General features: G+C 44.5%; 17 protein-coding genes and 1 pseudogene. 11 read left to right on the top strand and 7 right to left on the bottom strand.

The features are described from left to right. Positions 1-21 precede the first annotated feature (21 nt). Positions 22-795, bottom strand: coding sequence for a peptidoglycan editing factor PgeF (gene pgeF, locus ACUNWA_RS01350; protein WP_445590075.1), 774 nt, complete (start codon positions 793-795; stop codon positions 22-24). A gap of 113 nt (positions 796-908) precedes the next feature. Further along, positions 909-1,583 carry a Crp/Fnr family transcriptional regulator gene (locus ACUNWA_RS01345; RefSeq protein WP_445590074.1) on the bottom strand — a complete coding sequence of 225 codons (675 nt, stop codon included), beginning with the start codon at positions 1,581-1,583 and terminating at the stop codon, positions 909-911. A gap of 80 nt (positions 1,584-1,663) precedes the next feature. Here ACUNWA_RS01345 and ACUNWA_RS01340 point away from each other — a divergent pair, with 80 nt between their 5' ends. After that, the gene (locus ACUNWA_RS01340) at positions 1,664-2,554 is read left to right on the top strand and encodes an ATP-binding protein (protein ID WP_445590073.1); all 891 of its coding nucleotides are present in this window, start codon (positions 1,664-1,666) and stop codon (positions 2,552-2,554) included. 247 nt (positions 2,555-2,801) lie between these two features. Beyond that, a complete protein-coding gene (hcp, locus tag ACUNWA_RS01335) occupies positions 2,802-4,472 on the top strand; it encodes a hydroxylamine reductase (protein ID WP_445590072.1) in 1,671 nt (556 codons plus the stop codon). 149 nt (positions 4,473-4,621) lie between these two features. Here the strand turns inward: hcp and ACUNWA_RS01330 are convergent, their stop codons facing one another. Together ACUNWA_RS01330 and ACUNWA_RS01325 are read right to left on the bottom strand one after the other, a co-directional pair. Further along, the gene (locus ACUNWA_RS01330; protein WP_445590071.1) at positions 4,622-5,287 is read right to left on the bottom strand and encodes a DUF6629 family protein; all 666 of its coding nucleotides are present in this window, start codon (positions 5,285-5,287) and stop codon (positions 4,622-4,624) included. Positions 5,288-6,114: 827 nt separating this feature from the next. After that, positions 6,115-7,190: pseudogene (locus ACUNWA_RS01325) on the bottom strand (IS3 family transposase); the annotation flags it as partial. Positions 7,191-7,636: 446 nt separating this feature from the next. Between ACUNWA_RS01325 and ACUNWA_RS01320 the strand changes: the two are divergent. The 5 genes from ACUNWA_RS01320 to ACUNWA_RS01300 all read left to right on the top strand — a co-directional run bounded on the left by ACUNWA_RS01320 (position 7,637) and on the right by ACUNWA_RS01300 (position 15,326). Then, complete coding sequence (locus ACUNWA_RS01320) at positions 7,637-10,696, top strand: protein O-mannosyl-transferase family (RefSeq protein ID WP_445590070.1); 3,060 nt, start codon at positions 7,637-7,639, stop codon at positions 10,694-10,696. Further along, positions 10,696-11,349 carry a polysaccharide deacetylase family protein gene (locus ACUNWA_RS01315; protein WP_445590069.1) on the top strand — a complete coding sequence of 218 codons (654 nt, stop codon included), beginning with the start codon at positions 10,696-10,698 and terminating at the stop codon, positions 11,347-11,349. Before ACUNWA_RS01320 ends, ACUNWA_RS01315 begins: the two co-directional genes overlap by 1 nt. Before the next feature lie 5 nt (positions 11,350-11,354). Continuing rightward, complete coding sequence (gene purD / locus ACUNWA_RS01310) at positions 11,355-12,626, top strand: phosphoribosylamine--glycine ligase (protein ID WP_445590068.1); 1,272 nt, start codon at positions 11,355-11,357, stop codon at positions 12,624-12,626. Between the two features lie 61 nt (positions 12,627-12,687). Continuing rightward, on the top strand, positions 12,688-13,674 hold the full coding sequence (locus tag ACUNWA_RS01305; RefSeq protein WP_445590067.1) for a DUF6427 family protein: 987 nt from the start codon (positions 12,688-12,690) through the stop codon (positions 13,672-13,674). Continuing rightward, positions 13,671-15,326: a carbamoyltransferase C-terminal domain-containing protein gene (locus ACUNWA_RS01300; RefSeq protein ID WP_445590066.1), complete on the top strand. Its 1,656-nt coding sequence runs from the start codon at positions 13,671-13,673 to the stop codon at positions 15,324-15,326. The genes ACUNWA_RS01305 and ACUNWA_RS01300 overlap by 4 nt, the downstream gene beginning before the upstream one ends. Before the next feature lie 188 nt (positions 15,327-15,514). Here ACUNWA_RS01300 and ACUNWA_RS01295 read toward each other — a convergent pair whose 3' ends face one another. From ACUNWA_RS01295 to ACUNWA_RS01285, 3 genes are all read right to left on the bottom strand, one after another. Then, complete coding sequence (locus tag ACUNWA_RS01295) at positions 15,515-16,498, bottom strand: ATP-binding protein (protein ID WP_445590065.1); 984 nt, start codon at positions 16,496-16,498, stop codon at positions 15,515-15,517. A 27-nt stretch (positions 16,499-16,525) separates the two neighbouring features. Further along, positions 16,526-16,948: a SpoIIAA family protein gene (locus ACUNWA_RS01290; RefSeq protein WP_445590064.1), complete on the bottom strand. Its 423-nt coding sequence runs from the start codon at positions 16,946-16,948 to the stop codon at positions 16,526-16,528. A 202-nt stretch (positions 16,949-17,150) separates the two neighbouring features. Then, on the bottom strand, positions 17,151-18,002 hold the full coding sequence (locus tag ACUNWA_RS01285; protein ID WP_445590063.1) for a tetratricopeptide repeat protein: 852 nt from the start codon (positions 18,000-18,002) through the stop codon (positions 17,151-17,153). A 438-nt stretch (positions 18,003-18,440) separates the two neighbouring features. Between ACUNWA_RS01285 and ACUNWA_RS01280 the strand changes: the two genes are divergently transcribed. From ACUNWA_RS01280 to ACUNWA_RS01265, 4 genes are all read left to right on the top strand, one after another. Next, positions 18,441-19,166 carry an ABC transporter ATP-binding protein gene (locus tag ACUNWA_RS01280; RefSeq protein ID WP_445590062.1) on the top strand — a complete coding sequence of 242 codons (726 nt, stop codon included), beginning with the start codon at positions 18,441-18,443 and terminating at the stop codon, positions 19,164-19,166. 10 nt (positions 19,167-19,176) lie between these two features. Further along, the gene (locus ACUNWA_RS01275) at positions 19,177-20,427 is read left to right on the top strand and encodes an ABC transporter permease (RefSeq protein WP_445590061.1); all 1,251 of its coding nucleotides are present in this window, start codon (positions 19,177-19,179) and stop codon (positions 20,425-20,427) included. Between the two features lie 17 nt (positions 20,428-20,444). After that, positions 20,445-21,707, top strand: coding sequence for an ABC transporter permease (locus tag ACUNWA_RS01270; protein ID WP_445590060.1), 1,263 nt, complete (start codon positions 20,445-20,447; stop codon positions 21,705-21,707). An 84-nt stretch (positions 21,708-21,791) separates the two neighbouring features. Continuing rightward, complete coding sequence (locus ACUNWA_RS01265; protein ID WP_445590059.1) at positions 21,792-22,919, top strand: efflux RND transporter periplasmic adaptor subunit; 1,128 nt, start codon at positions 21,792-21,794, stop codon at positions 22,917-22,919. The last annotated feature ends 54 nt before the right edge of the window (positions 22,920-22,973 follow it).

The raw sequence follows: 22,973 nt of genomic DNA, 5'->3' as shown, positions 1-22,973 counted from the left end.
AAAATATCGGCGTAAAGATAATTATTTTGCCAACATTATCCCGGAAATCATTCGCCCGGTATCGGTTCCATCACGTCGTGCCGAATAAAAAAGCGACTGGTGGGAAAAGGAACAAAATCCCATAAGTTCGATTTGTTCCTCGGGAACACCCGCTGTCATTAAAAGGCTCTTATTGGCTTCCCATAAATCAAAGTAGGCTTTCCCCTTAGAGGTAGAGGGCTTTAACAATTTGCGGTAATTGGGCAATCTTTCGCGCACCGCCCGAATCACATCCTCCCCTACTTCATAGGCATGCAAGTGGATGGATGGACCAATGCCGGCAATCAGGTCTTCCGACATGGTGTTAAAATGACGTTGCATTTCATACACCGTTTTACTAGCGATTTTTCCAACAGTTCCCCGCCAGCCGGCATGAATAGTTCCCACCACCTGCTGCACTGGATCATAAAGCAAAATTGGAACGCAATCGGCTGTTTGCACACAGACGCAACAATGGGGCTGATTGGTAATTAAAGCGTCGGTTTCGTCTAAATCAGCAGCCACCGTAAGTTCATTAACCACCGCAACCCGAGTACCGTGCACCTGCCGCGGAATAACCAATTGAGCCGGATCAAATTGAAAAGCGTTAGCCAGTTCTTGTCTATATGATTGGTACCTTTCAGGCGGATCCCCGGTAAAGCGCGATTGACCATTGCCTCCCCACCCTTTTCGGGTCGACGAAAAATGAAAAATACCGGATTCGGTTAATTTACGAAATTTCAAAAATGATTTTTCTCCATGCTGAATACATTCCATCTTTTTCCTTTTCATACAAAACTACAGAATAAACGACAGATTAGTATTTATTTACTACCAGTGTTAATTATAACTTAAACGCAAGTAGTTACACCAATCCGTTAAACATCCCCTTAGCCTTTTAGCAAGTCGTTCATTTTTTGCTTATCCAGAATGCGCACCGTTCGGCGTTGCACTTCGATATAACCTTCCTGATCCAGCTCGCCCATGGCACGGCCCAGCGATGGGCGTGTCACCCCGAAAAACTCAGCCAGTTGGGCCTGCGACAAGGGTAGCTCCACCACCGCCAGTCGATCGCCGGCCAAATCAAGCAGATAGTGCGCTATCTTTTGCCGAATGGTTTTAAACGATAAGAACTTCATGCGCTGCGACAGGAACTGCGCCCGCGAAGAGATCGAATTCAGGTAGTTGGTCAGAATCTGTGAATCATGCTGCAACAGCTTGAGGAACTCAACCCGCTCAATACTCAGCAAGCTTACCTGCTCGTTGGCAATCACTGTCACCGGAAACCGGTTGTTCTGCCCAAACAAAAAAGCAGCAGCCAAAGGCCGTGGAGCTTCAATATCTTCAATTTTGATCGTTTTCCCGGTATAGTCAGCCATTTCCCCTTTCACACTTCCTCTCAAAACAATAAACAAGCGGTTGCACTCATCACCAGCATGCACCACCAACTCGTTTTTCTCAAAATTTCGGATCTGATAATGCACCCCCTGCAAAATCGTGGTCAGCTGCTCCGGCGTCAGCCCCCTGAAAATAGGCGATCGGCTTAATAAATCATAATTCAGCATAAAAAAACCAAGTTTGTAACATTTGATACAATTCTCCCAACACGGACTAGCTACATTTGTTGCATCAAACATAGGAAAAGATGATCAGAGAAATCGTAAAAATAGATGAAGAGTTGTGTGACGGATGCGGATTATGTATCCCCAATTGTCACGAAGGCGCATTGCAGATTATCGATGGAAAAGCCAGATTGATCAGCGAGTTGATGTGCGACGGACTAGGTGCATGCCTGGGGCATTGCCCGCAGGGAGCTATCGAGATTGAGAAGCGCGAAGCCGAAGAATACGATGAAGTGACGGTGATTAAGCAGATGATTCCGAAAGGCGAAAATTTGTTGATCGCTCACCTGAAACATCTGAAAGATCATGGTGAAACCGGATTTTTACAGGAAGCTGTTCGTTATCTGAAGGCCAATGAGGAGGAGATTAATGTGAATGTATCGGCCATCATTAGTGAAGTGCATAACAGCAAACCCCAGGGGCAAGAGCAAAGTAGTGGTTGTGGCGGTGGATGCCCCGGGTCTGCTCCGGTAAGCTTCGAAAAACCAGCCTTTATGATGGCTCCGCAAGCAACAGTAAGCCACAGCGGACAATCGGAACTGCAGCAGTGGCCCGTGCAAATGCACCTCATCAACCCCGCTGCGAGCTACTTTCAAGGGGCCGACCTGTTGGTGGCTGCCGACTGTGCAGCCTTTGCACACGGAAGTTTTCACGACACCTTTATCAAAGGGAAGAAATTAGTGATCGCCTGCCCAAAACTGGACCAGGGGAAAGAAATATATGTCGAAAAATTAGTCCGACTGATTGATGAATCCAAAGTCAACACCATCACCGTAGTGGTTATGGAAGTGCCGTGCTGCGGAGGTTTATCGCAACTGGTGCAAATTTCCATTGACCGGGCAAGTCGCAAAGTGCCGGTAAAAGAAATTGTAGTTGGAATAAGAGGGGATGTTTTAGCCGAGGAATGGATTTAAGAAGTAGTGGCCGGGAATACTGCATCCCGGTCTCTTCTTTTGTCACCCCAAAATCAATATAAATTTATGGCAGAGCTGCATCAAACAGCGAATAGAGTCATCCTGAACGTGTTTCAGGATCTCCAACTAGCGAGCAGCTATTCGTTAACCAAGAAAGATTCCGGGACAAGTTCGGAAAAGCATCTTCGCGTTGTCGTCACCACCATCAAATAAAAAATTATTTAATCAGAAAAAATAGCGTTTAGTTATGGAAAATATGTTTTGTTTTCAGTGCCAGGAGGCTTCAAAAGGAATTGGATGTACCATTAAAGGAGTTTGTGGAAAACCAAGCGATGTAGCCAACCTTCAAGACACCTTGCTTTTTGTGTTGAAAGGAATTTCAATTTTAAATACCGAATTAAAAACTGTTGGTAAGGCCGATGCCAAAGCCAATAAAGTCATTTTTGATGGTCTGTTTAGCACCATTACCAATGCTAACTTCGATCACACGTCCTTTGTCATCCGCATCAAAAAAGCGCTGAAGTTCCGCGACGAACTAAAAGGAAAAGTGGCCGATGCCAGTCTGCTCATTAGCCAGCACGAATCGGTGCACTGGACAGCAAAAACTGGCGAAGAGTTTGAAGCCAAAGCCCAGGAAGTAGGTATTTTAAGTGAAAAGAACGAAGACATTCGGTCGCTGAAAGAGCTGATTATTTATGGATTGAAAGGATTGGCCGCCTACGCCGAGCACGCTTACAACCTGAAGCATGAGAAACAGGAAATTTTCGACTTCTTGCAAGAAGCACTAGCCGCAACTACCAAAGATCTTTCGGTGGATGAATTGGTCAACCTCACTTTGGAAACCGGTAAATTCGGCGTAGATGTAATGGCGCTCTTGGATGCTGCCAACACCAGCTCATACGGAAATCCGGAAGTAACCAAAGTAAACATTGGTGTGCGTAACAATCCGGCCATCCTGATTTCGGGACACGACCTGAAAGACCTGGACGATTTGCTGAAGCAAACCGAAGGAACTGGCGTGGATGTGTACACCCACAGCGAAATGCTGCCAGCCAACTACTACCCGGAATTCAAAAAATACAGCCACCTGGCTGGTAACTATGGAAATGCCTGGTGGAAACAAAAAGAGGAGTTCGAATCTTTCAACGGCCCCATCCTGTTCACCACCAACTGCATCGTTCCACCAATGGACAAAGCAAGCTACAAAGACCGCATTTACACCACCGGAGCCAGCGGCTTAACCGGAGCCATCCATATCCCGGATCGCAAAGAAGGTGAGATGAAAGACTTCACCATGATTATTGAGCATGCAAAAAAATGTGCAGCTCCAACCGAAATTGAAAGCGGCGAAATCGTTGGTGGATTTGCACACAACCAAGTATTCGAACTGGCCGAACCCATTGTTGAAGCCGTAAAAACCGGTGCTATCCGCAAATTCTTTGTCATGGCCGGTTGCGATGGGCGCATGATGAGCCGCGATTACTATACCGAGTTTGCCGAGAAGCTGCCGAAAGATACCGTAATTCTGACGGCCGGTTGCGCCAAGTACCGCTACAACAAATTGCCTTTAGGCGACATCAACGGTATCCCTCGCGTCATCGACGCCGGACAGTGTAACGACTCCTATTCATTAGCTGTAGTGGCCCTGAAGCTGAAAGAAATTTTTGAGCTGGATGATGTCAACGATTTGCCAATCGCCTACAACATTGCCTGGTACGAACAAAAAGCGGTGATTGTTTTGCTGGCTTTGCTTTACCTGGGTGTGAAAAACATTCACCTGGGACCAACATTACCAGCATTCCTGTCGCCCAATGTAGCCAACGTATTGGTCGAAAACTTTGGCATTGCCGGAATCACAACCGTTGACGAAGACATGAAACTATTTTTAGATCCCATTGAGGAAAACGCTTCGATTTAGATTGGCTATTTATTGAGTTTAAATTTGATTTGGGAAGAAAGAAGGGGCATCTGAAAAGGTGCCCCTTGCTTTTGTATGGAACAAAAACAAAGCGTGTATCTCAAATTTTGGCTAGCGGGCTTGAACAACTTTCCGGGTTGAACCAGCGGTCAGAATTCGATTCGACCCAATTTAAATTTTTCCTTTGATGAGTGAAGGATCCAGTATACCACCCCACTCATCAAGGCAGCAAAAAAACACCACACAGAAGTGAGGTACTGTCTGAAAAACACGATAGTAACAACGCACGACAGCAGCATCAAAATACCCAACCACTTAGTTTTTCGGACTTCTGAAACAAAAAGAGGGACGATGGTTACAAACAGATATAAACAAAAGGCAGGCAACGCCAATAAACTCGGAAAATCATTATTGTACTGAACATGATAATAAACAATTCGTGGCGATACCTGATAGGATATCAAACAGAAGGCATAATAACCGGACAAAATCATACCCAAAATCAGCAGCACACGTAAGATCTTTCTCCGTTTTTCATTTTTCTCCATCAACAAGACAGAGACTGGGATTAAAGACGGCCAGATGACTTGGGCCATAACCAAAAAGAAGTAAGTACTAAATATCCGTATTGTTTCTGATCCGTCAGTGAGCAGCCTTAGCCATAAAACACCTTCCGCAAATTGCTGAACCCCAAAAAACAGAGGAATTATTGCAAAGACAAGCTGTGCCGGATGATGTACTTTTTTTACAGTCGCAACACCAATCACTGTAATGACTGCCCCACTGACAAAACTGGCTTCAGGCGAGAAACACATCCACTTTCCCTTTCTGTGAAATTTCTATTTACGAAATACCGATGAACCGTAAAAAAACTAAAAGGTACGACATAATTCCTGGTTAAAGCAGACATGCACAAATTATATTTGGGTTATCGGGCTTTGAAGCAATAAAGACAGTACGTATTTATTGAATTTGATTTGCGAAAACGCAGGGCATCAGAACAGGGTGCTCCTTGCTTTTTGGGGTTACCCTCCGGGTGTCGCGGATTCCAATCCACAATTCATTCTCTAAGCTGGCGTAAATACGTAATGTGTACATTATCCCATAGAAAAACACCAATTCTTTCGATCAACCTAATAGGTTAGCATATTGTATGTGTATTCGTCATTTCCAGACGGCCCTTCGATGATTTTAGATAGATTCGATCCGTCAAGATTACACTTGTATGTGTCTAAAGATACTGAGTTCATTGATCCACTTACCTCTACTATAAAAATTATTTCTCTCTTATCTGGACTTAGTGTAAATTCATAAATTTCAGCATCTGCGGGAATCTAAATATTTATCTTTTGTTGGTTTGTTCCATCAAGATTAGCTGTCCAAATCTCCGTTTTGGATAGAAGACCGCTTCTGAGAAAAATAATTTTATTTTCCCCAGAAATATTATTGTTTTCACTGGCAATTCATAACGTGCCATTTTCAGAAACATCAAGCCCAGAACCAACAATTACACCTCCTAAAGATGATGTGGTGGCTGGTGGTAAAAGATAATCCTGCACATCAGCAATAACATCATTTTTACAGCTAACCTGAAATACAAGCACTGATAAAGAAAATAAAAAACTGTGCGGCTAGTTAAGAGTTACGCTGCTATCCTTTGATTATTATTTAGTTGTTCGAATTCGTTTATTGTTTTGTACCCTAAAGCCGAATGCCTTCTTCGTTTGTTGTACCAGGTTTCGATCCACCGAAACAAGGATAATTGGGCTTGTTCCTGATCGAGAAAGCTCCGTTGATAGACCAACTCCACTTTTATCGTTTTAAAGAAGCTTTCGGCCACAGCATTGTCCCAGCAGTTACCTTTACGGCTCATACTGCGAGCAGCCAGCTGCTCGCGTTCCAATAGATTGGTGAAAGCATTGCAGGCATACTGGATACCACGGTCTGAATGAAAGATTAGTTCAGTCGTAATCAAACGATTCTTTACGGCCATTCTCCATGCAGGAATCGTTGTTGCTTCCGCACGCATGCCTTTGCTCATGGCCCAGCCAATCACTTTACGATCAAACAAATCAATAATGACAGTCAAGTACATCCAGCCTTTGTTGGTTCTGATATAGGTAATATCGGAAACCCAAACTTTGGCAGAGGCAGAAACCGAAAAGTTCTGGTTTAACAGGTTGGGAGCGATCGGATAGTTGTGTCTGGAGTCGGTTGTCGCTTTGAACTTTCGTTTCCGCTTGGCTTGCAGTCCTGCAGCGTTCATAATTCGCGCCGTGCGAGGACGTGACACCTTGTGTCCTAAGGCGCGAAGTTCTTCGCTCATCCGCGGGCTTCCATAGCTTTGACCACTATCCTGAAAAATCCGTTTAATTTCGACCAATAACTTTCGCTTTTCATTCCAGCGGTTTGACTCTCCATTCTGAAGCCAGTGGTAATAACCGCTTTTACTTATTTTGAATACTTTACACATCATCCGGGTAGAAAACCGGTTGCGGTGATCACTTATAAATTGGTAGATTTCCCATCGTTCACGGAGAAGATGCTGATTGCCTTTTTTAGGATATCCCGTTCCATTCTGGCTGCTCGAAACTCTTTCTGTAAGCGGGCATTTTCTCGCTCCAAATCCGTCATCTTTGGATTCCCGTAACCTGGAAAACTATTGTCTTTATACTGACTAAATTCTTTGTCAAACTTCTTTCTCATAGCATTCATAATGTAGGTAAATAAATTATACTTATCCCACCGTCCAGTCAAATGTAGCAGTTCCAGTTATTTCTTGCCGCTTTTTTCGGTTTCATACACAGTTTAATGAACACTACCCCCTTCCTCTTTCAATCACACGGAAAGCTCCACCTCACACCCGGAAACCTCCCCGACGAACGCGGAAGGCTCCAACTCACAGGCGGAAGCGCTTATCTCTGCTCCGGGAACCTTCTTAAAAAGTGTTAAGAAGCGTTGTTTGCAGGCTGTTAAAAACGCTTAAATTCATATTCTGATTAGTCTGAGTTCAAAGAATGTACTATCTTCGCAAACATCAAAAAAACGTGAAAATAAAAGCGGTTAAAACAAGCGTTAATCCTGGTTCTCTGATGAGCGTAATGCAAACAAACGAGGAACAATTTAAACACTTAATAAACCTCTTAAATAGAAATCTTTAACGAATGAGAAATTATAAGTTCATTAACAATGTTACCGGCTGGCTGGTGTTTTTAGTTGCAGCCGTTGTTTATTTAATGACGATTGAACCGACCACCAGTTTTTGGGACTGTGGTGAATTTATTACAACTTCGTATAAACTGGAAGTAGGACACCCACCCGGTGCTCCGTTCTTCATGATCCTCGGACGTTTTTTCACCCTGTTTGCCGATTCTGCCCACGCGGCCATGATGATCAATGCCTTGTCGGCTCTGGCCAGTGCGTTCACCATCTTGTTTCTGTACTGGACCATCACCCACCTGGCTCAAAAGCTGGTTAAAAAAGAGAATGAATATACGACCGGACAAGCACTGTCTATTATCGGGAGTGGTGTTGTTGGTGCCCTGGCTTATACCTTTTCCGACACCTTTTGGTTCTCGGCTGTCGAAGGTGAGGTGTATGCAACATCCTCGCTCATTACGGCTGTTGTTTTCTGGGCTATCCTAAAATGGGAGAATGTAGCCGATCAACCCCAGGCAAACCGCTGGATCATCCTGATTGCTTATCTTATGGGACTTTCCATCGGTGTTCACTTGCTGAACCTGTTGGCCATCCCTGCCATCGTATTTGTCTATTATTTTAAAAAATATAGGGTTAGCCGAAACGGAATCATTGCCAGCTTGCTGATTTCCATGGTCCTCTTAGGGGTGATCATGTATGGAATTATTCCGGGTGTTATCACAATTGCCACCTGGTTTGAGCTTTTATTTGTCAACGGGTTTGGACTTCCGTTCAACACCGGAGCCATTATTTACGCCTTGTTGCTCGTCAGTCTGATTGTGTATGGCATACATTACACAACAAAAAAGAATTTGGTGCTGTGGAACACCGTATTAGTGGCTTTCACAGTCATTGTTATTGGCTATTCGTCCTTCGCAATGATTGTTATCCGTTCGTCGGCCAACACGCCGATGGATCAGAACAGCCCCGACAATGCATTTTCGCTGCTGGGCTACCTGAATCGCGAACAATACGGCGACCGGCCACTGATAACCGGCCAGCATTACAACACACCTCTCGATCCGCAAACGCCCTATGTGCAAGGCAAACAGTATTACATCAAAAAAGATGGGAAATATGTCGTTTCTGACATTCGTCAGAAACCGCAATACGATTCGCGTTTTACCACCATCTTCCCGCGTATGTACAGCAGCCAGGCCAACCATATTGAAGACTATAAAAGCTGGGCGGGTATCGAAGGAAGAACAGTACAAATAACCAACCGGCAAGGAGAACAGGAAACCATTAAGCTACCGACCTTTGGCGAGAACCTGCAATTTTTCATCCGCTACCAGGTGGCGCACATGTACCTGCGCTACTTCATGTGGAACTTTGCAGGACGACAAAATGACACCCAGGGACATGGCGATGTGCTGAGTGGTAACTGGCTAAGCGGAATTCCGTTTATTGACTCAATCCGATTGGGCGACCAGTCTAACTTGCCCGACGTTTACGCCAACAACAAAGCGCGCAACACCTACTACTTCCTTCCATTGCTATTAGGACTGATCGGTGCTTTCTTCCATTACCAGCGCAATAAAAAAGATATGTGGGTCGTCTCCCTCTTGTTTATCCTGACTGGCTTTGCCATTGTGGTTTACCTAAATCAGTATCCACACCAGCCACGTGAGCGGGATTATGCCTACGCCGGTTCCTTCTACGCTTTTGCCATCTGGATTGGACTGGGCGTAATTGGTCTGACTGAAAGCCTGAAAAAGTGGATGCCAGAAACGGTTAGTGCCCTTACTGTTTCGCTCGTCAGCTTGATTCTGGTTCCCGGCATCATGGCTAGCGAAAACTGGGATGACCACGACCGATCGGGTCGCTACACCGCTCGCGACTTTGGAGCCAATTACCTAAATAGCTGTGAGCCCAACGGAATTATCTTCACCAATGGCGATAACGACACCTTCCCTTTATGGTACAACCAGGAAGTGGAAGGCGTACGGACCGACCTGCGGGTGTGTAACCTGAGTTACCTGCAAACCGACTGGTACATTGACCAAATGCGTCGTCAGGCCTACGACTCCGAACCACTGCCGATCACGTTCACAGAAGATCAGTACGTTCAAGGCAACCGGGATGTCATCTACCTGATGGACGACCCAAGAATTAAAGGTGCTGTTGATTTGAAAAAAGCGCTTGACTTTGTCAAAGATGACAACCCAAGAACCAAGCTCGCGCAGGCCGACAATGCCTCTTACATTCCTTCGAAAAAACTATTCTTGAAAGTGGACAAGGAAGCGGTGATCAAAAATAAAGTAGTGCCAGAATCGCAGTACGATGCCATTGTGGATACCATCTACATTGATTTTGGCAACAAAAACTACATTACCAAAGATGAACTGATGGTATTGGATATGATTGCCAATTCGAACTGGAAACGCCCCATTTATTACGCCATAACGGTTGGACGCGACAAGTACCTGGGATTGCAGGATTATTTCCAGCTCGACGGCTTCGCCTATCGGTTCACCCCCGTTAAAACAGAGCAAGCAGGGATGTATTTCGGAAGCGTAAATACCAACCGGATGTACCAGCATATGATGTACGACTTCAAATGGGGAAATATGAATGACCCGGAAGTTTACATCGATGAAAACAACCAGCGTATGATGATGAACATCCGCAACAACTTTAACCGATTGGCCGAAAGCCTGGTTCAGGAAGGTAAAAAAGATTCCGCTATTCAGGTGTTGGATAAAAGTCTGGAGCTGATTCCGCATGCGGTGGTTCCTTACAATTACTTCTCGCTGCAGCTGGCCGAAAATTACCTGGCTGCCGGAAATATCGATAAAGGATCAGCTGTCATCCGCGAAATCTTTGAATCGTACCAACAGGAAATGGATTATTTCTTGTCGCTTGACTCGAAGTTCATTGCCTCCATCGATCAGGAAATCCAGCGCATCATGTATTTCATGCGCGAAATGAGCATGATCACCAATCGCTACAAACAAGAAGATTTATCGAAAGAAATTACACAAAGTTTCAACACGTATTTTCAAGCATACAGCACCATTAACTAATGCTAAGAGTTGACCCAAGAATACGGCCCCCGAAGTTGGCAACCCGCTTTTTCCCCGACGCTATATGGCGCCTTTCGGGGAATAAAAAACAGGTGGTGCTGACCTTCGACGACGGGCCGGTTCCTGAAGTCACTCCTTGGGTTTTGAAGCTGCTGAAAGAAGAAAACATCAAGGCCTGTTTTTTTTGCGTAGGCGAAAATGTTCAACGCTATCCCGATTTGTTCCAACAAATCAAAGCTGAAGGACACCAAACCGGAAATCACACCTTCAACCATGTGCAAGGCTTGAAAAAAACAGATGAAACTTTTTTGGCCAATGTTGAAAAAGCGGCCGGTTACATCGATTCGGCTTTTATGCGTCCACCCCATGGCTGGATGCGCCAATCGCAGTACCGACAGCTAAACCAAAACTATCAGGTCGTTATGTGGGACTTGATTAGCCGTGATTATCAGGCCAAAATAGGTCCCGAGACCGTTGTGAAAAATGTGCTTAACTTTGTGCGTCCAGGATCGGTCCTAATTTTTCACGACTCCATTAAGGCGCAGAAGAATTTAAAACCGGCCCTGCCAGTTGTTATTAAGAAATTAAAAGAAAAAGGATATCAATTTGCCTTGCTTCCCGAGAAAGGCAAACAACAAACAGACAAATTTTAAGGATCATGTTAAATATTTTACTCGTTGGATCAGGAGGTAGAGAGCATGCCATGGCATGGAAAATCAACCAATCAGCAAAAGTTAATCAATTATTCATTGCTCCCGGGAATGCAGGAACCGCGGAGTTTGGTGAAAACATTGCCGTAGGAGTTACCGATTTTGAAGCCCTCAAAAAAGTGGTTCTGGAAAAAGCCATCAACCTCGTTGTTGTGGGTCCTGAAGTACCCTTGGTTGAAGGACTGCACGACTATTTTCTGGCCGATGAAGAACTGAAAAACATCCGGGTAGTAGGCCCACAAAAAGCCGGCGCCTTATTGGAAGGCTCCAAAGACTTCTCCAAAGAGTTTATGGCCCGTCACCAAATACCAACAGCAAAATATCAAACCGTTACCGCCGATACGCTTGATCAGGGACTAGCTTTCTTAAAAACCATGCAAGCCCCATACGTTTTAAAAGCGGATGGTTTGGCTGCCGGAAAAGGTGTATTGATTATTGATAACCTTCCGGAGGCAGAAGCTTCGCTAAAAACCATGCTTGATGGCCAGTTTGGGCAAGCCAGCAGCAAAGTCGTTATCGAAGAATTTTTGAGCGGCGTTGAATTATCGGTCTTTGCCATTACCGATGGAAAAAATTACCAGATTCTACCGGAAGCCAAGGACTACAAGCGCATTGGTGAAGGCGACACCGGACTCAATACAGGCGGCATGGGCGCTATCAGCCCGGTTCCATTTGCGGATGCCACATTCATGAAAAAGATCGAAGAACGTATCATCAAACCAACCGTTGATGGCTTGCAGAAAGACAACATCCCCTACAACGGTTTTATCTTCTTCGGATTGATTAACTGCAGCGGTGAACCTTATGTCATTGAGTACAACGTGCGCATGGGAGACCCGGAAACCGAAGCAGTAATGCTGCGTATTAAATCCGATTTTGTTGACTTGCTGGAAGCTGCTGCTAACGGAACCATGGCCGAACAATCCATTGAAATAGATGAGCGTGCCGCCGTAACGGTTATGATGGTTTCGGGAGGCTACCCGGGCGATTACGAAAATGGCAAAGTGATGACAGGCTTCGATCAGGTACAAAACAGCCTGCTGTTTCATGCCGGAACCAAGCAAGCAGGGCAAAAAGTTGTTACAGCCGGTGGACGCGTGCTTGCCATCAGTTCGTACGGAGCAAACCGACAGGAGGCTTTGGCTCAGTCGTATGCAAATGCAGAAAAAATTGGCTATGAAGGCAAATACTATCGTAAAGACCTCGGATTTGACTTGTAAAGTCTCGTCCTCCCTGGCTCATTGCTGAAAGGAAAAAGAGACAACCAACCATTGATAATTTATGATACTCAGAGTACTCAAAACAAACCAGGCATACCATTTCATCCTTATTCCGCTATTGGTCGCAGGACTTTGGTTTCGTTCCTATATTGATCCAGTCTATTTCCCCTATTTTAATGGCGAAAATGACATGTTCTTATACCGGCTGGTTCATCACTTGGTTGCACATTCAGCTTTGTTAAGCAATTTGCTTTCCATGCTGTTTGTAGTCATTTTTTCCTTTCTCATTCTAAAACTAAACACCGAATATGCCTTTATTCGGGTGCGCACCTTTTTACCATCCAACATTTTTGTGTTGATTATTGGTGGCCTCGTAACCTTGCACACCCTGCATCCGGTGTATTTCGCCTTACTTTTCCTGCTTCTTTGTGTCGACCGGATTTTCCAGTCCTACGAAAAGGAAAAGTTTCATGAAAGTGCTTTCGAAGCCGGATTTCTCATTGGGCTAGGGTCTTTGTTTTACCTCAACCTGATCTTCTTCTTCCCGGTTATCTGGATTGGATTTGCCTTAATCAAGAAACGTCCGCAATGGCGAAATTTCGCACTTCCGGTGCTGGGGCTAGGCGTCCCATGGTTGTTTACCTGGTCATACCATTACTTAACCAACCAGCGGCCTGCCTTTTGGGATACGATCCTGGTTAATTTTGAAACCGAAAACTCCTTTTTTAGTGGCAACATCCCCTTGCAGGTTTACCTGGGCTACCTCATGATGATCAGCCTTTTAGGTGGAATCTTTCTTTTGAATCAGTATGACGCAAAAAAAATTAGCACCCGCAAGAATTTCCAGGTTTTTTTCCTGATCACACTGATTGCTTTTGCCTTACTCCTTTTTGTTCCCGCTGTTTCGCAGGAAATTTTGGTAATCATGTCACTTCCCTTGACCTACCTGATCTCCAACTACCTGATCTTTATGAAACAAAAGTTCTGGGGTAACCTGTTCGTTTATTTATTCATCGCCTTAATTATTTACCTGCAATTTGTATCATGACCCCCGAAAAGCCTACGCTGGCAATCTACGGCATTCAGGATCGTGACACCTATGAACATCCGTATTATGTGCACGATCATAACCTGGCAATTATGCAGAATGGGAAGGTTCGTGACTTTTTACAGCTCGAACGCCTCTCCCGGCGCAAGCGCGACAATCGCCTGCACGAACAGCTTTATCTGCTATTAAAAGACCGCAAATTACTGACAGAAACATTCGATTTGGTTTTTGTGGACAATGTTGTTGGACGTACTTTTCTGTCGGCTCAGGGAAATGCCCGCTTTGAAGCTCCACTGCCTAAAGAGTTGGCTGCTGACCTGGAAGAAGGACATTGCTGGTGGTTCGGCAAGAAAGCCACTGCCTGGGCTCTGAATCATGAGCTGGCTCATGTGTTCACCTGCCTGCCTTTTTTCGGAAACTTCAAAAACAACAGCCTCCTGGTTCATTTCGACGGCGGCGCCAGCAAAAGCAACTTCTCAGCCTGGATCTTTGAAGATAACACCATCCGCAAAATTGAAGCACACTGGAATTACCAACACCTCACCGCTATTTTTAACGCCAATGCACTAGTATTCTCCATTATTGGAGCTAAACAAAACGAACAAAACTCGGTGCCGGGAAAAATGATGGGGCTGGCCGGACACGGGAGCTACAAACCAGAACTTGAAAAGTGGCTTCAGAAACACCAGTATTTTCAAAATATCTGGAGTAAAAAATCAAAGTTCTTCAAGCAGGCGAAAGCCGATTTCAATCTCAACCTAAAATCCTTTGACCAGAAAAATCCGTGGGTACAAAACCTGATTGCCACACTTCATGAACTCTTTGTGCGCGAAACCTTGCACATTTTTGAGCGACTTCAACAACAAAGCAACTCCAACACACTTTACTATTCCGGCGGCTGTGCCTTAAACATTGTAGCCAATACCCGACTCATTCAATCGGGCTTATTTAAAGACGTGTTTATCCCGCCCTGCTGCGAAGACTCGGGACTTGCCCTTGGTGCCGCCGCTTTTGCCGAATGGAAAAAACACGGGCAACTTGAAACACATTCACCCTACCTGAATAACTGGAACTTGGGTAAAAATACGCTAGAGTACAGTTCCGAAGATTTAAGACAAGCAGCTGAACAACTGCTCCAAGGACATGTAATTGGTCTCTGCAATGGATATGGAGAAGCAGGCCCACGTGCGCTGGGAAATCGCAGTTTGCTGTGCCTGGCCAACACCCCTAAGCTGGCTCAAAAAGTGAGTATGCACCACAAGAAGCGCGAATGGTACCGGCCGGTGGCGCCAGTCATGCTTGAGAAAAACACCCGCTACTTTACCGGTCAACAAGACATTCATCATTTAAGCCAATACATGCTGATGGACTTTAACGTTCTTCCCGAGAAACAGGAAGAATTAGCCGGAGCTGTACATGTCGATGGAACGGCTCGTATTCAAACCATATTTGAACGGTTACAAAATCCCTATCTGTGGGATTTACTATGCCTGCTGGATGAAAAGTACGAGGTCAGAGCTTTGATCAATACTTCATTCAATGCACAAGGAGAACCTATTGTGCATACCGCCGAAGATGCCTTCCAATCGGCCAAAAAGATGAAAATTGCGGGGGTGGTCATTCAGGGGAAGTGGCAAGCCATCACCCCCTAATCTGTCAGCATTAAGTCAACTATAGACGGAGATTTTTTTCGCACCGATTCAATAGTAGTCAATTGATCTATCGACCATCGGTGAATGAGCAAATCCGTCTCGTCGGGCATCAGTATATCTTGCCAACAAATTACTGATTATAGGCTATCATCAGCAATAAATACAGTTTATCCTTTAAGATTTACCCATTACCCCCGAGAAGGAATAACTGCGTCCTTAAGCTCAACAGAGGCATGCAAGGGTAAGCTAAAATAAAAACAGCTTCCTTTTCCCATCTCTGATTCAACCCGAATTTCGCCACCCAACAGCTCCACTAATCCCTTACAAATACTCAACCCGAGTCCGGTTCCTTCAGTCATCTGCAAATTCAGATCCTGAAAAAACCGCTCGAAAACAAATTGCCGTTGGTCTTCACTGATTCCGACACCGGTATCTTTCACATAAAACTCAAGCTCATGGTTTATTGAAGCAGGCGCGAGCACATAACCAAACTCAATCCAACCTTCATCAGTAAATTTAACAGCATTGTCAAGCAGGTAATTCAGGATTTGCTTAAGCCGCACAGCATCAGTCTCCACCATAACTTGCCCATCTTCTGAAAAGGTTGGAGCTTTCAATTCCAGCAAGTGTTTCCGTTTTAGTCGGTGACGCCGAAGCTGAGCTTCATACACTTCCTTCATGAGCTGATTCAGATCGGTGGGTTCAATAAAAAGAGACAGTTGACTGGCATCCAATTTCGAGATATCCAGGATATCATCTATGATTCGTAGCAACTGGCTACCTGCATTTTGAATAATCCCTTTATAATGCAAGAAGGATTTCTCTTCAAGTTCAAGCCTCAGCAAATCCGAAAAACCAAGAATCGAGTTTAGCGGAGTCCGTATCTCATGACTCATGTTGGCCAAAAAAGCCGATTTCAACTGATTACTCTCCTTAACCTGTTCCACCAGCTGTTTTAAATCTTCACTTCTTTGTTTGGTCCGCTCATTATCAAGCTGAATAGCGATACTGCTTTTCACATCATCAATCATCATGTTCAAGCCCATAGCCAGTGAGTCAAGATCATCATTCTGCTCCGACAACTCAACTTGAGCCGAATAGTTACCCTGAGCAACCTGCATAATCACCCGGATCATCTCACTTATTCGTTTTCTATCTGCTGGTGTAGTCATTGCATTCGGGACTTTGAAAAGTTACACTTAGTTTTGTCGATCAGCCGGAACCTCCTTAAGCCAGGCCATGGCTTCCTGCTCGGTTTTAAAGAAACGCATTTTTTGCTCATTGCTAACCCCAATAACAAATGATGCCAATACCAGAGCCACCGGATGAAGACCAAAAAGTGCGATGCGATGCGTTTGGCTATCGTCGCCAATTTGCGTCCATAATTTACGGGCTCCCGAGGAGTTCTTGCCCGCTTGATTCAGATCGATCAGGTAACTCACTGGCTGCGCCGAGCCAGAAAGCATTTTATCAAATAAATCAAGATAGGTGTAAGCCATTTCTGAAGTTTGCTCTCCACTAGCCGTAATATGAAAGATATTGCCCTCGATCAAACGAATGCAATTGTGATTAATCCACATTTCATCTTTAGAGATTTCTCTGGTTGTAATTTTCTGATTCATGGGGTTCCGCAATGTTCCTCTTTAAGCACTGTCCAACGTGTGGCGGTATGGCAAGCAGGGGGTTGCAGGCTTCGTTCATATCCTCCGTTACCAAAGTTGAAGCGAGAGACAAAGTTTCGCATACCACAGAAACCCTTGTTTGTTATACCGTGTTTTGTGTGTTCGCCATTTCTTGTTGCCATTTAAAACCGTTCGAATGTTCTTATAATTCTGAATGAGGAATTAATGATTTAAAAATTTTATTATCATGCAATTTTTCAAAATGTTTTTCATTAAGCAGTTCGTCTTGCATGGTACCAGACAATTCAATTGCCTTTTTAATATCTTTCAAAGCTTCATCTTGTTTATCCATTTTTGCATAAGCACAAGCTCGCTGCCAGTATGCCAGAGAGTACTCATCATCATGCTCGATAGCATTATTTGAAAGATTTAATGCCCAGCGTACTTCTCCTATTTCTAATAGTGCATCAGCCTTATAGGTCATTGCTTCAATATCATTCGGTTTTATGCTTAATATTTCATCATATATTGATATTTTATCCTCTTCACTTTTTTCCAGACCAGCACGCAGCCATAAGGAGTGAATCGAATTTGTTTCTGTTATATTTTGTTGCGTTTCTATTATTACTTTTGAACGTTCGGTCATCTTCATCTCAATTTGCTGCAAACGTTTTTCATAATCTACTGTAAGCGTCTGTAACTTTCTTGCCATATCATTCTTTAAGCTTTTTTTGATATCGTTCAGCGAGCGCCAACCTAAAAGCACAAGCAAAGAAGCTGCAGCAGTAATAATATAAAATATATTATTTACGGTGCTTGTGGTATAATTTATTGCTCTATCTGCTGACTCTAATTTAGCTTCCGAAATTTGTTTTGTGACTTGTGCTTTCAAACTTAGATTTTCCTGCCTTAAACTTTTTATTTCGTCAAGTATATATCTTTCAATAAATGGTTTGAATAGCGGCTCATGGATAGTGTCAGTATCAATAGTACTTTTTGAAAATAAAATAAACGGTATGCTTAAAAATATTATTACTAAAAACAATTTTGACATGATAGTAGTATTTTTTTTACATTCTTAATTTCACCACAAGTATTATGTTGATATATAACACAGACAACTTTTTCACCTACTTCCTTATCGTTTCAAAAATAAGACCTTAGAATTCTTCCTTTCGGACTTTTAAAGAAAAAACGAATATTTTCTTTCTTTTTGTGACACACAACAGGAAAACAATAGCATATTCCAAAGTTAAACTATTTATTGAAAAACAAAACACCTATAGAACCGATACAAATTTTCGATATCGTGTAACGTCTTGCCTCGCTATCCGTCCTAAGTAATGTATTCCTCATCCCAATTTATCCGATAAACGAACCAGAAGGAAAAATTACCATTGACACCCAGAATTCCGCCGTTCATCGAATAAATTTCTGAAATAAGTACTGATTTTATCAATTTTGATTGCACAAAGCCGAAAACAAGAAAACAATGATTAAACTAAACAACATTCACAAATCCTATGTCATGGGAAGCAGCAAGCTCCACGTGCTTAAAGGAATAGACCTGGACATCGAACAGGGCGAATTTGTCTCCATCATGGGTTCCTCCGGATCCGGAAAATCCACCTTACTCAACATTCTGGGCATACTTGACAATTATGACGAAGGGGCCTACCATCTGGACCAAAAACTGATTGCCAACATGAGCGAAAAGAAATCGGCCCAACTCCGAAATGAAATGGTGGGTTTCGTTTTTCAATCCTTCAACCTTATTTCGTTTAAAAATGCCATGGAAAATGTGGCTCTCCCCCTTTATTACAAAGGCGAAAAGCGGAAAAAGCGGAATGCTACAGCCATGGAATATCTGGAAAAACTGGGCTTGGCTCCCTGGGCCGAACATATGCCCAACGAGCTGTCGGGAGGACAAAAACAACGGGTAGCCATTGCCCGTGCGCTAATCTCGCAGCCCAAAATAATTCTGGCTGACGAACCTACCGGAGCCCTGGATACCTCCACATCGTATGAAGTAATGGAGATTTTGAAGGAGATTAATCAAGCCGGGATCACCGTCATCATTGTAACTCACGAGCACGACATTGCCGCGATGACCCAAAAAGTGGTTCGCCTGAAAGACGGACGAATTGATGAGATCATTCGTAACGGAGACCTCAAAGCATTCCGTCATACCTACACCAAAGAATTGGAAACCGCTTAACTTCTGCCTTATGTTCGATCTCGATAAATGGCAGGAAATCCTGTCAACCATCAAAAAAAATAAGATGCGCACCTTTCTCACCGGCTTTTCTGTCGCCTGGGGAATTTTCATGCTGATGATCTTGCTGGGCTCCGGCAATGGGCTAAGCAATGGTGTCGCCAACAATTTCATGAATGACGCGGTTAATGCCATGTGGATTTGGACCGGTGAAACAACCATTGCTCACCAGGGATTGAAACCGGGCCGCCCCATTCAGTTCCATAACGATGACTACGATATCATCAGCAACATCCCCGGTGTCGAAACAGCATCTGGCCGCTACTTTATGGGAAACACCCGTTATTCCTATGGAAAGGAATCAGGCGAATACACCACCGTTACCTGCCACCCGGAGCTGAATGAAGTAGATAACATGAAACTGCTGGAAGGCCGCTTCATCAATGATGTCGACATCCTTCAAAACCGAAAAGTGGTCGTCATCGGGAAAGATATTCACACCGCCCTTTTTAAGGAAAAGCTGGCGTTAGGCGAATATGTTAAAATTAACAATGTGCCCTTTAAGGTGGTGGGCGTCTGCATTGAACCCGAATCCACCCGCAATCGCAATGCATACATGCCGGTTTCTACAGCACAGAAAGTTTTCAATGGCTCCAACCGACTGCATAACTTTGCCATTACTATCAACGGCCAAACGCTGGAAGAAAGCCAGGCCATTGAAGAACGCATTCGCAATACCTTTGCCCGCAAACACCGCTTCGATGTGACCGATGAAAGCGCGCTGGGCATGTACAACAAGCTTGAAAATTACATCCAGACCATGCGGATTTTTCAGGCCATCAAAATCTTTATCTGGATTATTGGCATTGGAACCCTCATTGCCGGAATTGTCGGGGTTAGCAACATCATGCTGATTGTGGTGAAAGAACGAACCAAAGAAATCGGTATCCGCAAAGCCATCGGGGCCAGTCCGGCATCGGTCATTGGCTTAATTTTACTCGAATCGATTTTAATTACCACCGTTGCCGGATACATCGGGCTGGTGCTGGGAACCGGGCTGATGGAGCTTATCAATTACTCGATGGTCCAATCCGCGGGCGATGCAACGCAACAGGGCGAAACCATTTTCATGAATCCGACTGTCGATTTTGGCGTAGCACTAGCAGCCACCCTTTTGTTGGTCGTTGCCGGAACCCTTGCCGGTTATATCCCAGCTAAGCGAGCCGCCAGCATTAAACCAATTGTTGCCTTGCGCGATGAATAACTGAAAAAAACAACATCATGTTAGATCTTGATCTTTGGAAAGAAATATTAAGTGCCCTCAAGCAAAACCGACTGCGCAGCTTCATGACAGCCTTCGGCGTATTTTGGGGCATCTTCATGCTCATCATCATGTCGGGTGCCGGACGCGCGCTGGAAAACGGTGTCATGGAGGGGGTGAAAGCCTTTGCCACCAACTCCGCCTTTTTCTGGACCGAACGTACCAGCGTTCCCTACGAAGGCTTTCAACGCGGCCGTCGCTGGATTTATAACAACCAGGACATCGAATACATCCGGCAAAATGTATCCGAAATTGAATACCTGTCGCCCCGACTTTTTGGCTGGCAACAAAATGGAGACAACACCGTGCGTGGCGAACGTACCGGCGCTTTCAACATCTTTGGCGATTATCCTGATTACTTTAAAATTGATGGATGGACACCGATAAAAGGCCGCCTGATGAACGAAATTGACGTGCGACAAAAACGCAAGGTTTGTGTGATTGGCGAGCGCGTGGAAGAAATGATGTTCGACAAAGATGAAGACCCCATCGGCCAATACCTCAAAATCAGTGGCGTCTACTTCCAGGTAGTGGGTGTCATTCATCCTGAAACGCGAATCAATATTGGTGGTGGCAAAAAAGAAGAAACGATCATCATTCCGTTTTCCACGATGCAAACTGCTTATAACTATGGCGATGAGATTCACTTTTTCTCCGTCACCGCCGACCACGGAACCAGCGTCAGCGCGTTGGAAGGAAAGCTGAAACGCATTCTGAAAGAACGCCATAAAATTGCACCCGACGACCTGCAAGCCATTGGCTCGTTTAACATCGAAGCCGAGTTTAAAAAGTTCTCCATGCTTTTCTTCGGCATTCAGGCCCTCACCTGGATTGTGGGCATCGGCACTCTGATGGCCGGCGTCATTGGCGTCAGCAACATCATGCTGGTGATTATCAAAGAACGCACCCAGGAAATTGGCATCCAGCGGGCTATTGGTGCCACACCGGGCAAAATCATGCTACACATCATTGCCGAAAGTGTCTTTCTGACCGTTATGGCCGGCTACGTAGGCCTTTCGTTGGGTGTCGGGCTGCTCGAAGTCCTCAACCAGATATTGCTGGCCGCCGGAGACGAGGTCTTCTTCCGGAACCCGGAAGTCAACCTCACGATGGCCCTGTCGGCCTTGGCTGTTCTGGTTTTTTCAGGCGCGTTTGCCGGCTTTATTCCGGCACGGCGAGCCATCAAAATAAAACCCATTGATGCCCTGCGCGATGAAGGGTAGACATTTATACCCACTTGAACGCACCAAGTCACAAACTCAGGAACTCAAAAAAATTGAAACAGAAACAATAATAAAACCAACACCATGAAAAAGATTTTTAAAATTTTAGGAATAGTCCTCATCGTAGGCATTTTTGGAGGCACCATTTACTTCCTCTACACCAAATCGAAAAAGCAACCCGATGTTTTTGAAACCAAAACGCCCTTTGTTAGCAATGTCATTCGCAAAACGGTTGCCACCGGATCAGTCGTTCCCCGGCAGGAAATTGAAATTAAGCCGCAGGTTTCAGGCATTATTGATGAGATTTACATTTTGGCCGGCGACTATGTGAAAAAAGATCAGGTGATTGCCAAGATCAAGATCATCCCCGATATGGTTAACCTGAATGCTGCAGAATCGCGCCTGAACCGGGCAAACATCAACTTTGAAGATGCCAAAAATGACTATAATCGTCAGCAGAAATTGTTCGATACGGACGTGATTTCCTACGAAGAATTTAAAAATTCAAAGGTGGCTTATGACTCGGCCAAAGAAGAATTGGCTTCAGCCGAAAATAACCTGGAGCTGATCAAGAACGGGGTGACTAAGAAAGCAGAAACCGCCACCAACACGCTTGTCCGATCCACCATCAACGGTATGGTGTTAGACGTTCCGGTTGAAGAAGGCAACTCAGTCATTCAATCCAATACCTTCAATGAAGGCACCACCATCGCTGCCATTGCCGATATGCAAGACATGATTTTCGAAGGTAAAGTGGACGAAACCGAAGTTGGAAAAATTAAAGAAGGCATGCCCATTGAACTGGAAATTGGAGCCATTGAAAAAGAGAAGTTTCAGGCTATTTTGGAATACATTTCACCGAAAGGAAAAGAAGAAAACGGTGCTATTCAGTTTGAAATTAAGGCTGACGTTTCGCTGAAAGACAACCAGTTTATCCGTGCCGGATACAGCGCCAACGCCAGCATTGTGCTGGAACGCAAAGACAGTGTTTTGGTGATTCCAGAAGGCATGCTGAAATTCGAAAACGATTCGGCCTTTGTGGAAGTGCTTGTCAACGAAGAAGAACACGTGTTTGAAAAACGTAAGGTAGAAACCGGAATTTCTGATGGTATCAACATTGAAGTGGTTTCAGGTCTGACAAAAGAGGAGAAAGTAAAAGGCGAAAAAATTGACCCCAAGAAACTGAAAGAAGACAAAAATAACCAGGGCTAATCCGACGTAATTGCAAACGAATGATTAAATTAGCTCCGTTCAAAACATAAAAAG

This window comes from Sunxiuqinia sp. sy24, assembly GCF_052677165.1.
The sequence above is the reverse complement of the archived record's forward strand: the minus strand, read 5'-3'. Positions and strand labels throughout refer to the sequence as shown.

Bases quoted from the DNA above. Each gene is read 5' to 3' on its own strand.
- ACUNWA_RS01275 (WP_445590061.1), top strand. From the start codon at position 19,177: ATGTTCGATCTCGATAAATGGCAGGAAATCCTGTCAACCATCAAAAAA.
- ACUNWA_RS01285 (WP_445590063.1), bottom strand. From the start codon at position 18,002: ATGTCAAAATTGTTTTTAGTAATAATATTTTTAAGCATACCGTTTATT.
- ACUNWA_RS01340 (WP_445590073.1), top strand. From the start codon at position 1,664: ATGATCAGAGAAATCGTAAAAATAGATGAAGAGTTGTGTGACGGATGC.
- ACUNWA_RS01305 (WP_445590067.1), top strand. From the start codon at position 12,688: ATGATACTCAGAGTACTCAAAACAAACCAGGCATACCATTTCATCCTT.
- pgeF (WP_445590075.1), bottom strand. From the start codon at position 795: ATGGAATGTATTCAGCATGGAGAAAAATCATTTTTGAAATTTCGTAAA.
- ACUNWA_RS01295 (WP_445590065.1), bottom strand. From the start codon at position 16,498: ATGACTACACCAGCAGATAGAAAACGAATAAGTGAGATGATCCGGGTG.
- ACUNWA_RS01280 (WP_445590062.1), top strand. From the start codon at position 18,441: ATGATTAAACTAAACAACATTCACAAATCCTATGTCATGGGAAGCAGC.
- ACUNWA_RS01265 (WP_445590059.1), top strand. From the start codon at position 21,792: ATGAAAAAGATTTTTAAAATTTTAGGAATAGTCCTCATCGTAGGCATT.
- ACUNWA_RS01330 (WP_445590071.1), bottom strand. From the start codon at position 5,287: ATGTGTTTCTCGCCTGAAGCCAGTTTTGTCAGTGGGGCAGTCATTACA.
- ACUNWA_RS01300 (WP_445590066.1), top strand. From the start codon at position 13,671: ATGACCCCCGAAAAGCCTACGCTGGCAATCTACGGCATTCAGGATCGT.
- ACUNWA_RS01290 (WP_445590064.1), bottom strand. From the start codon at position 16,948: ATGAATCAGAAAATTACAACCAGAGAAATCTCTAAAGATGAAATGTGG.
- ACUNWA_RS01320 (WP_445590070.1), top strand. From the start codon at position 7,637: ATGAGAAATTATAAGTTCATTAACAATGTTACCGGCTGGCTGGTGTTT.
- ACUNWA_RS01270 (WP_445590060.1), top strand. From the start codon at position 20,445: ATGTTAGATCTTGATCTTTGGAAAGAAATATTAAGTGCCCTCAAGCAA.
- hcp (WP_445590072.1), top strand. From the start codon at position 2,802: ATGGAAAATATGTTTTGTTTTCAGTGCCAGGAGGCTTCAAAAGGAATT.
- purD (WP_445590068.1), top strand. From the start codon at position 11,355: ATGTTAAATATTTTACTCGTTGGATCAGGAGGTAGAGAGCATGCCATG.
- ACUNWA_RS01315 (WP_445590069.1), top strand. From the start codon at position 10,696: ATGCTAAGAGTTGACCCAAGAATACGGCCCCCGAAGTTGGCAACCCGC.
- ACUNWA_RS01345 (WP_445590074.1), bottom strand. From the start codon at position 1,583: ATGCTGAATTATGATTTATTAAGCCGATCGCCTATTTTCAGGGGGCTG.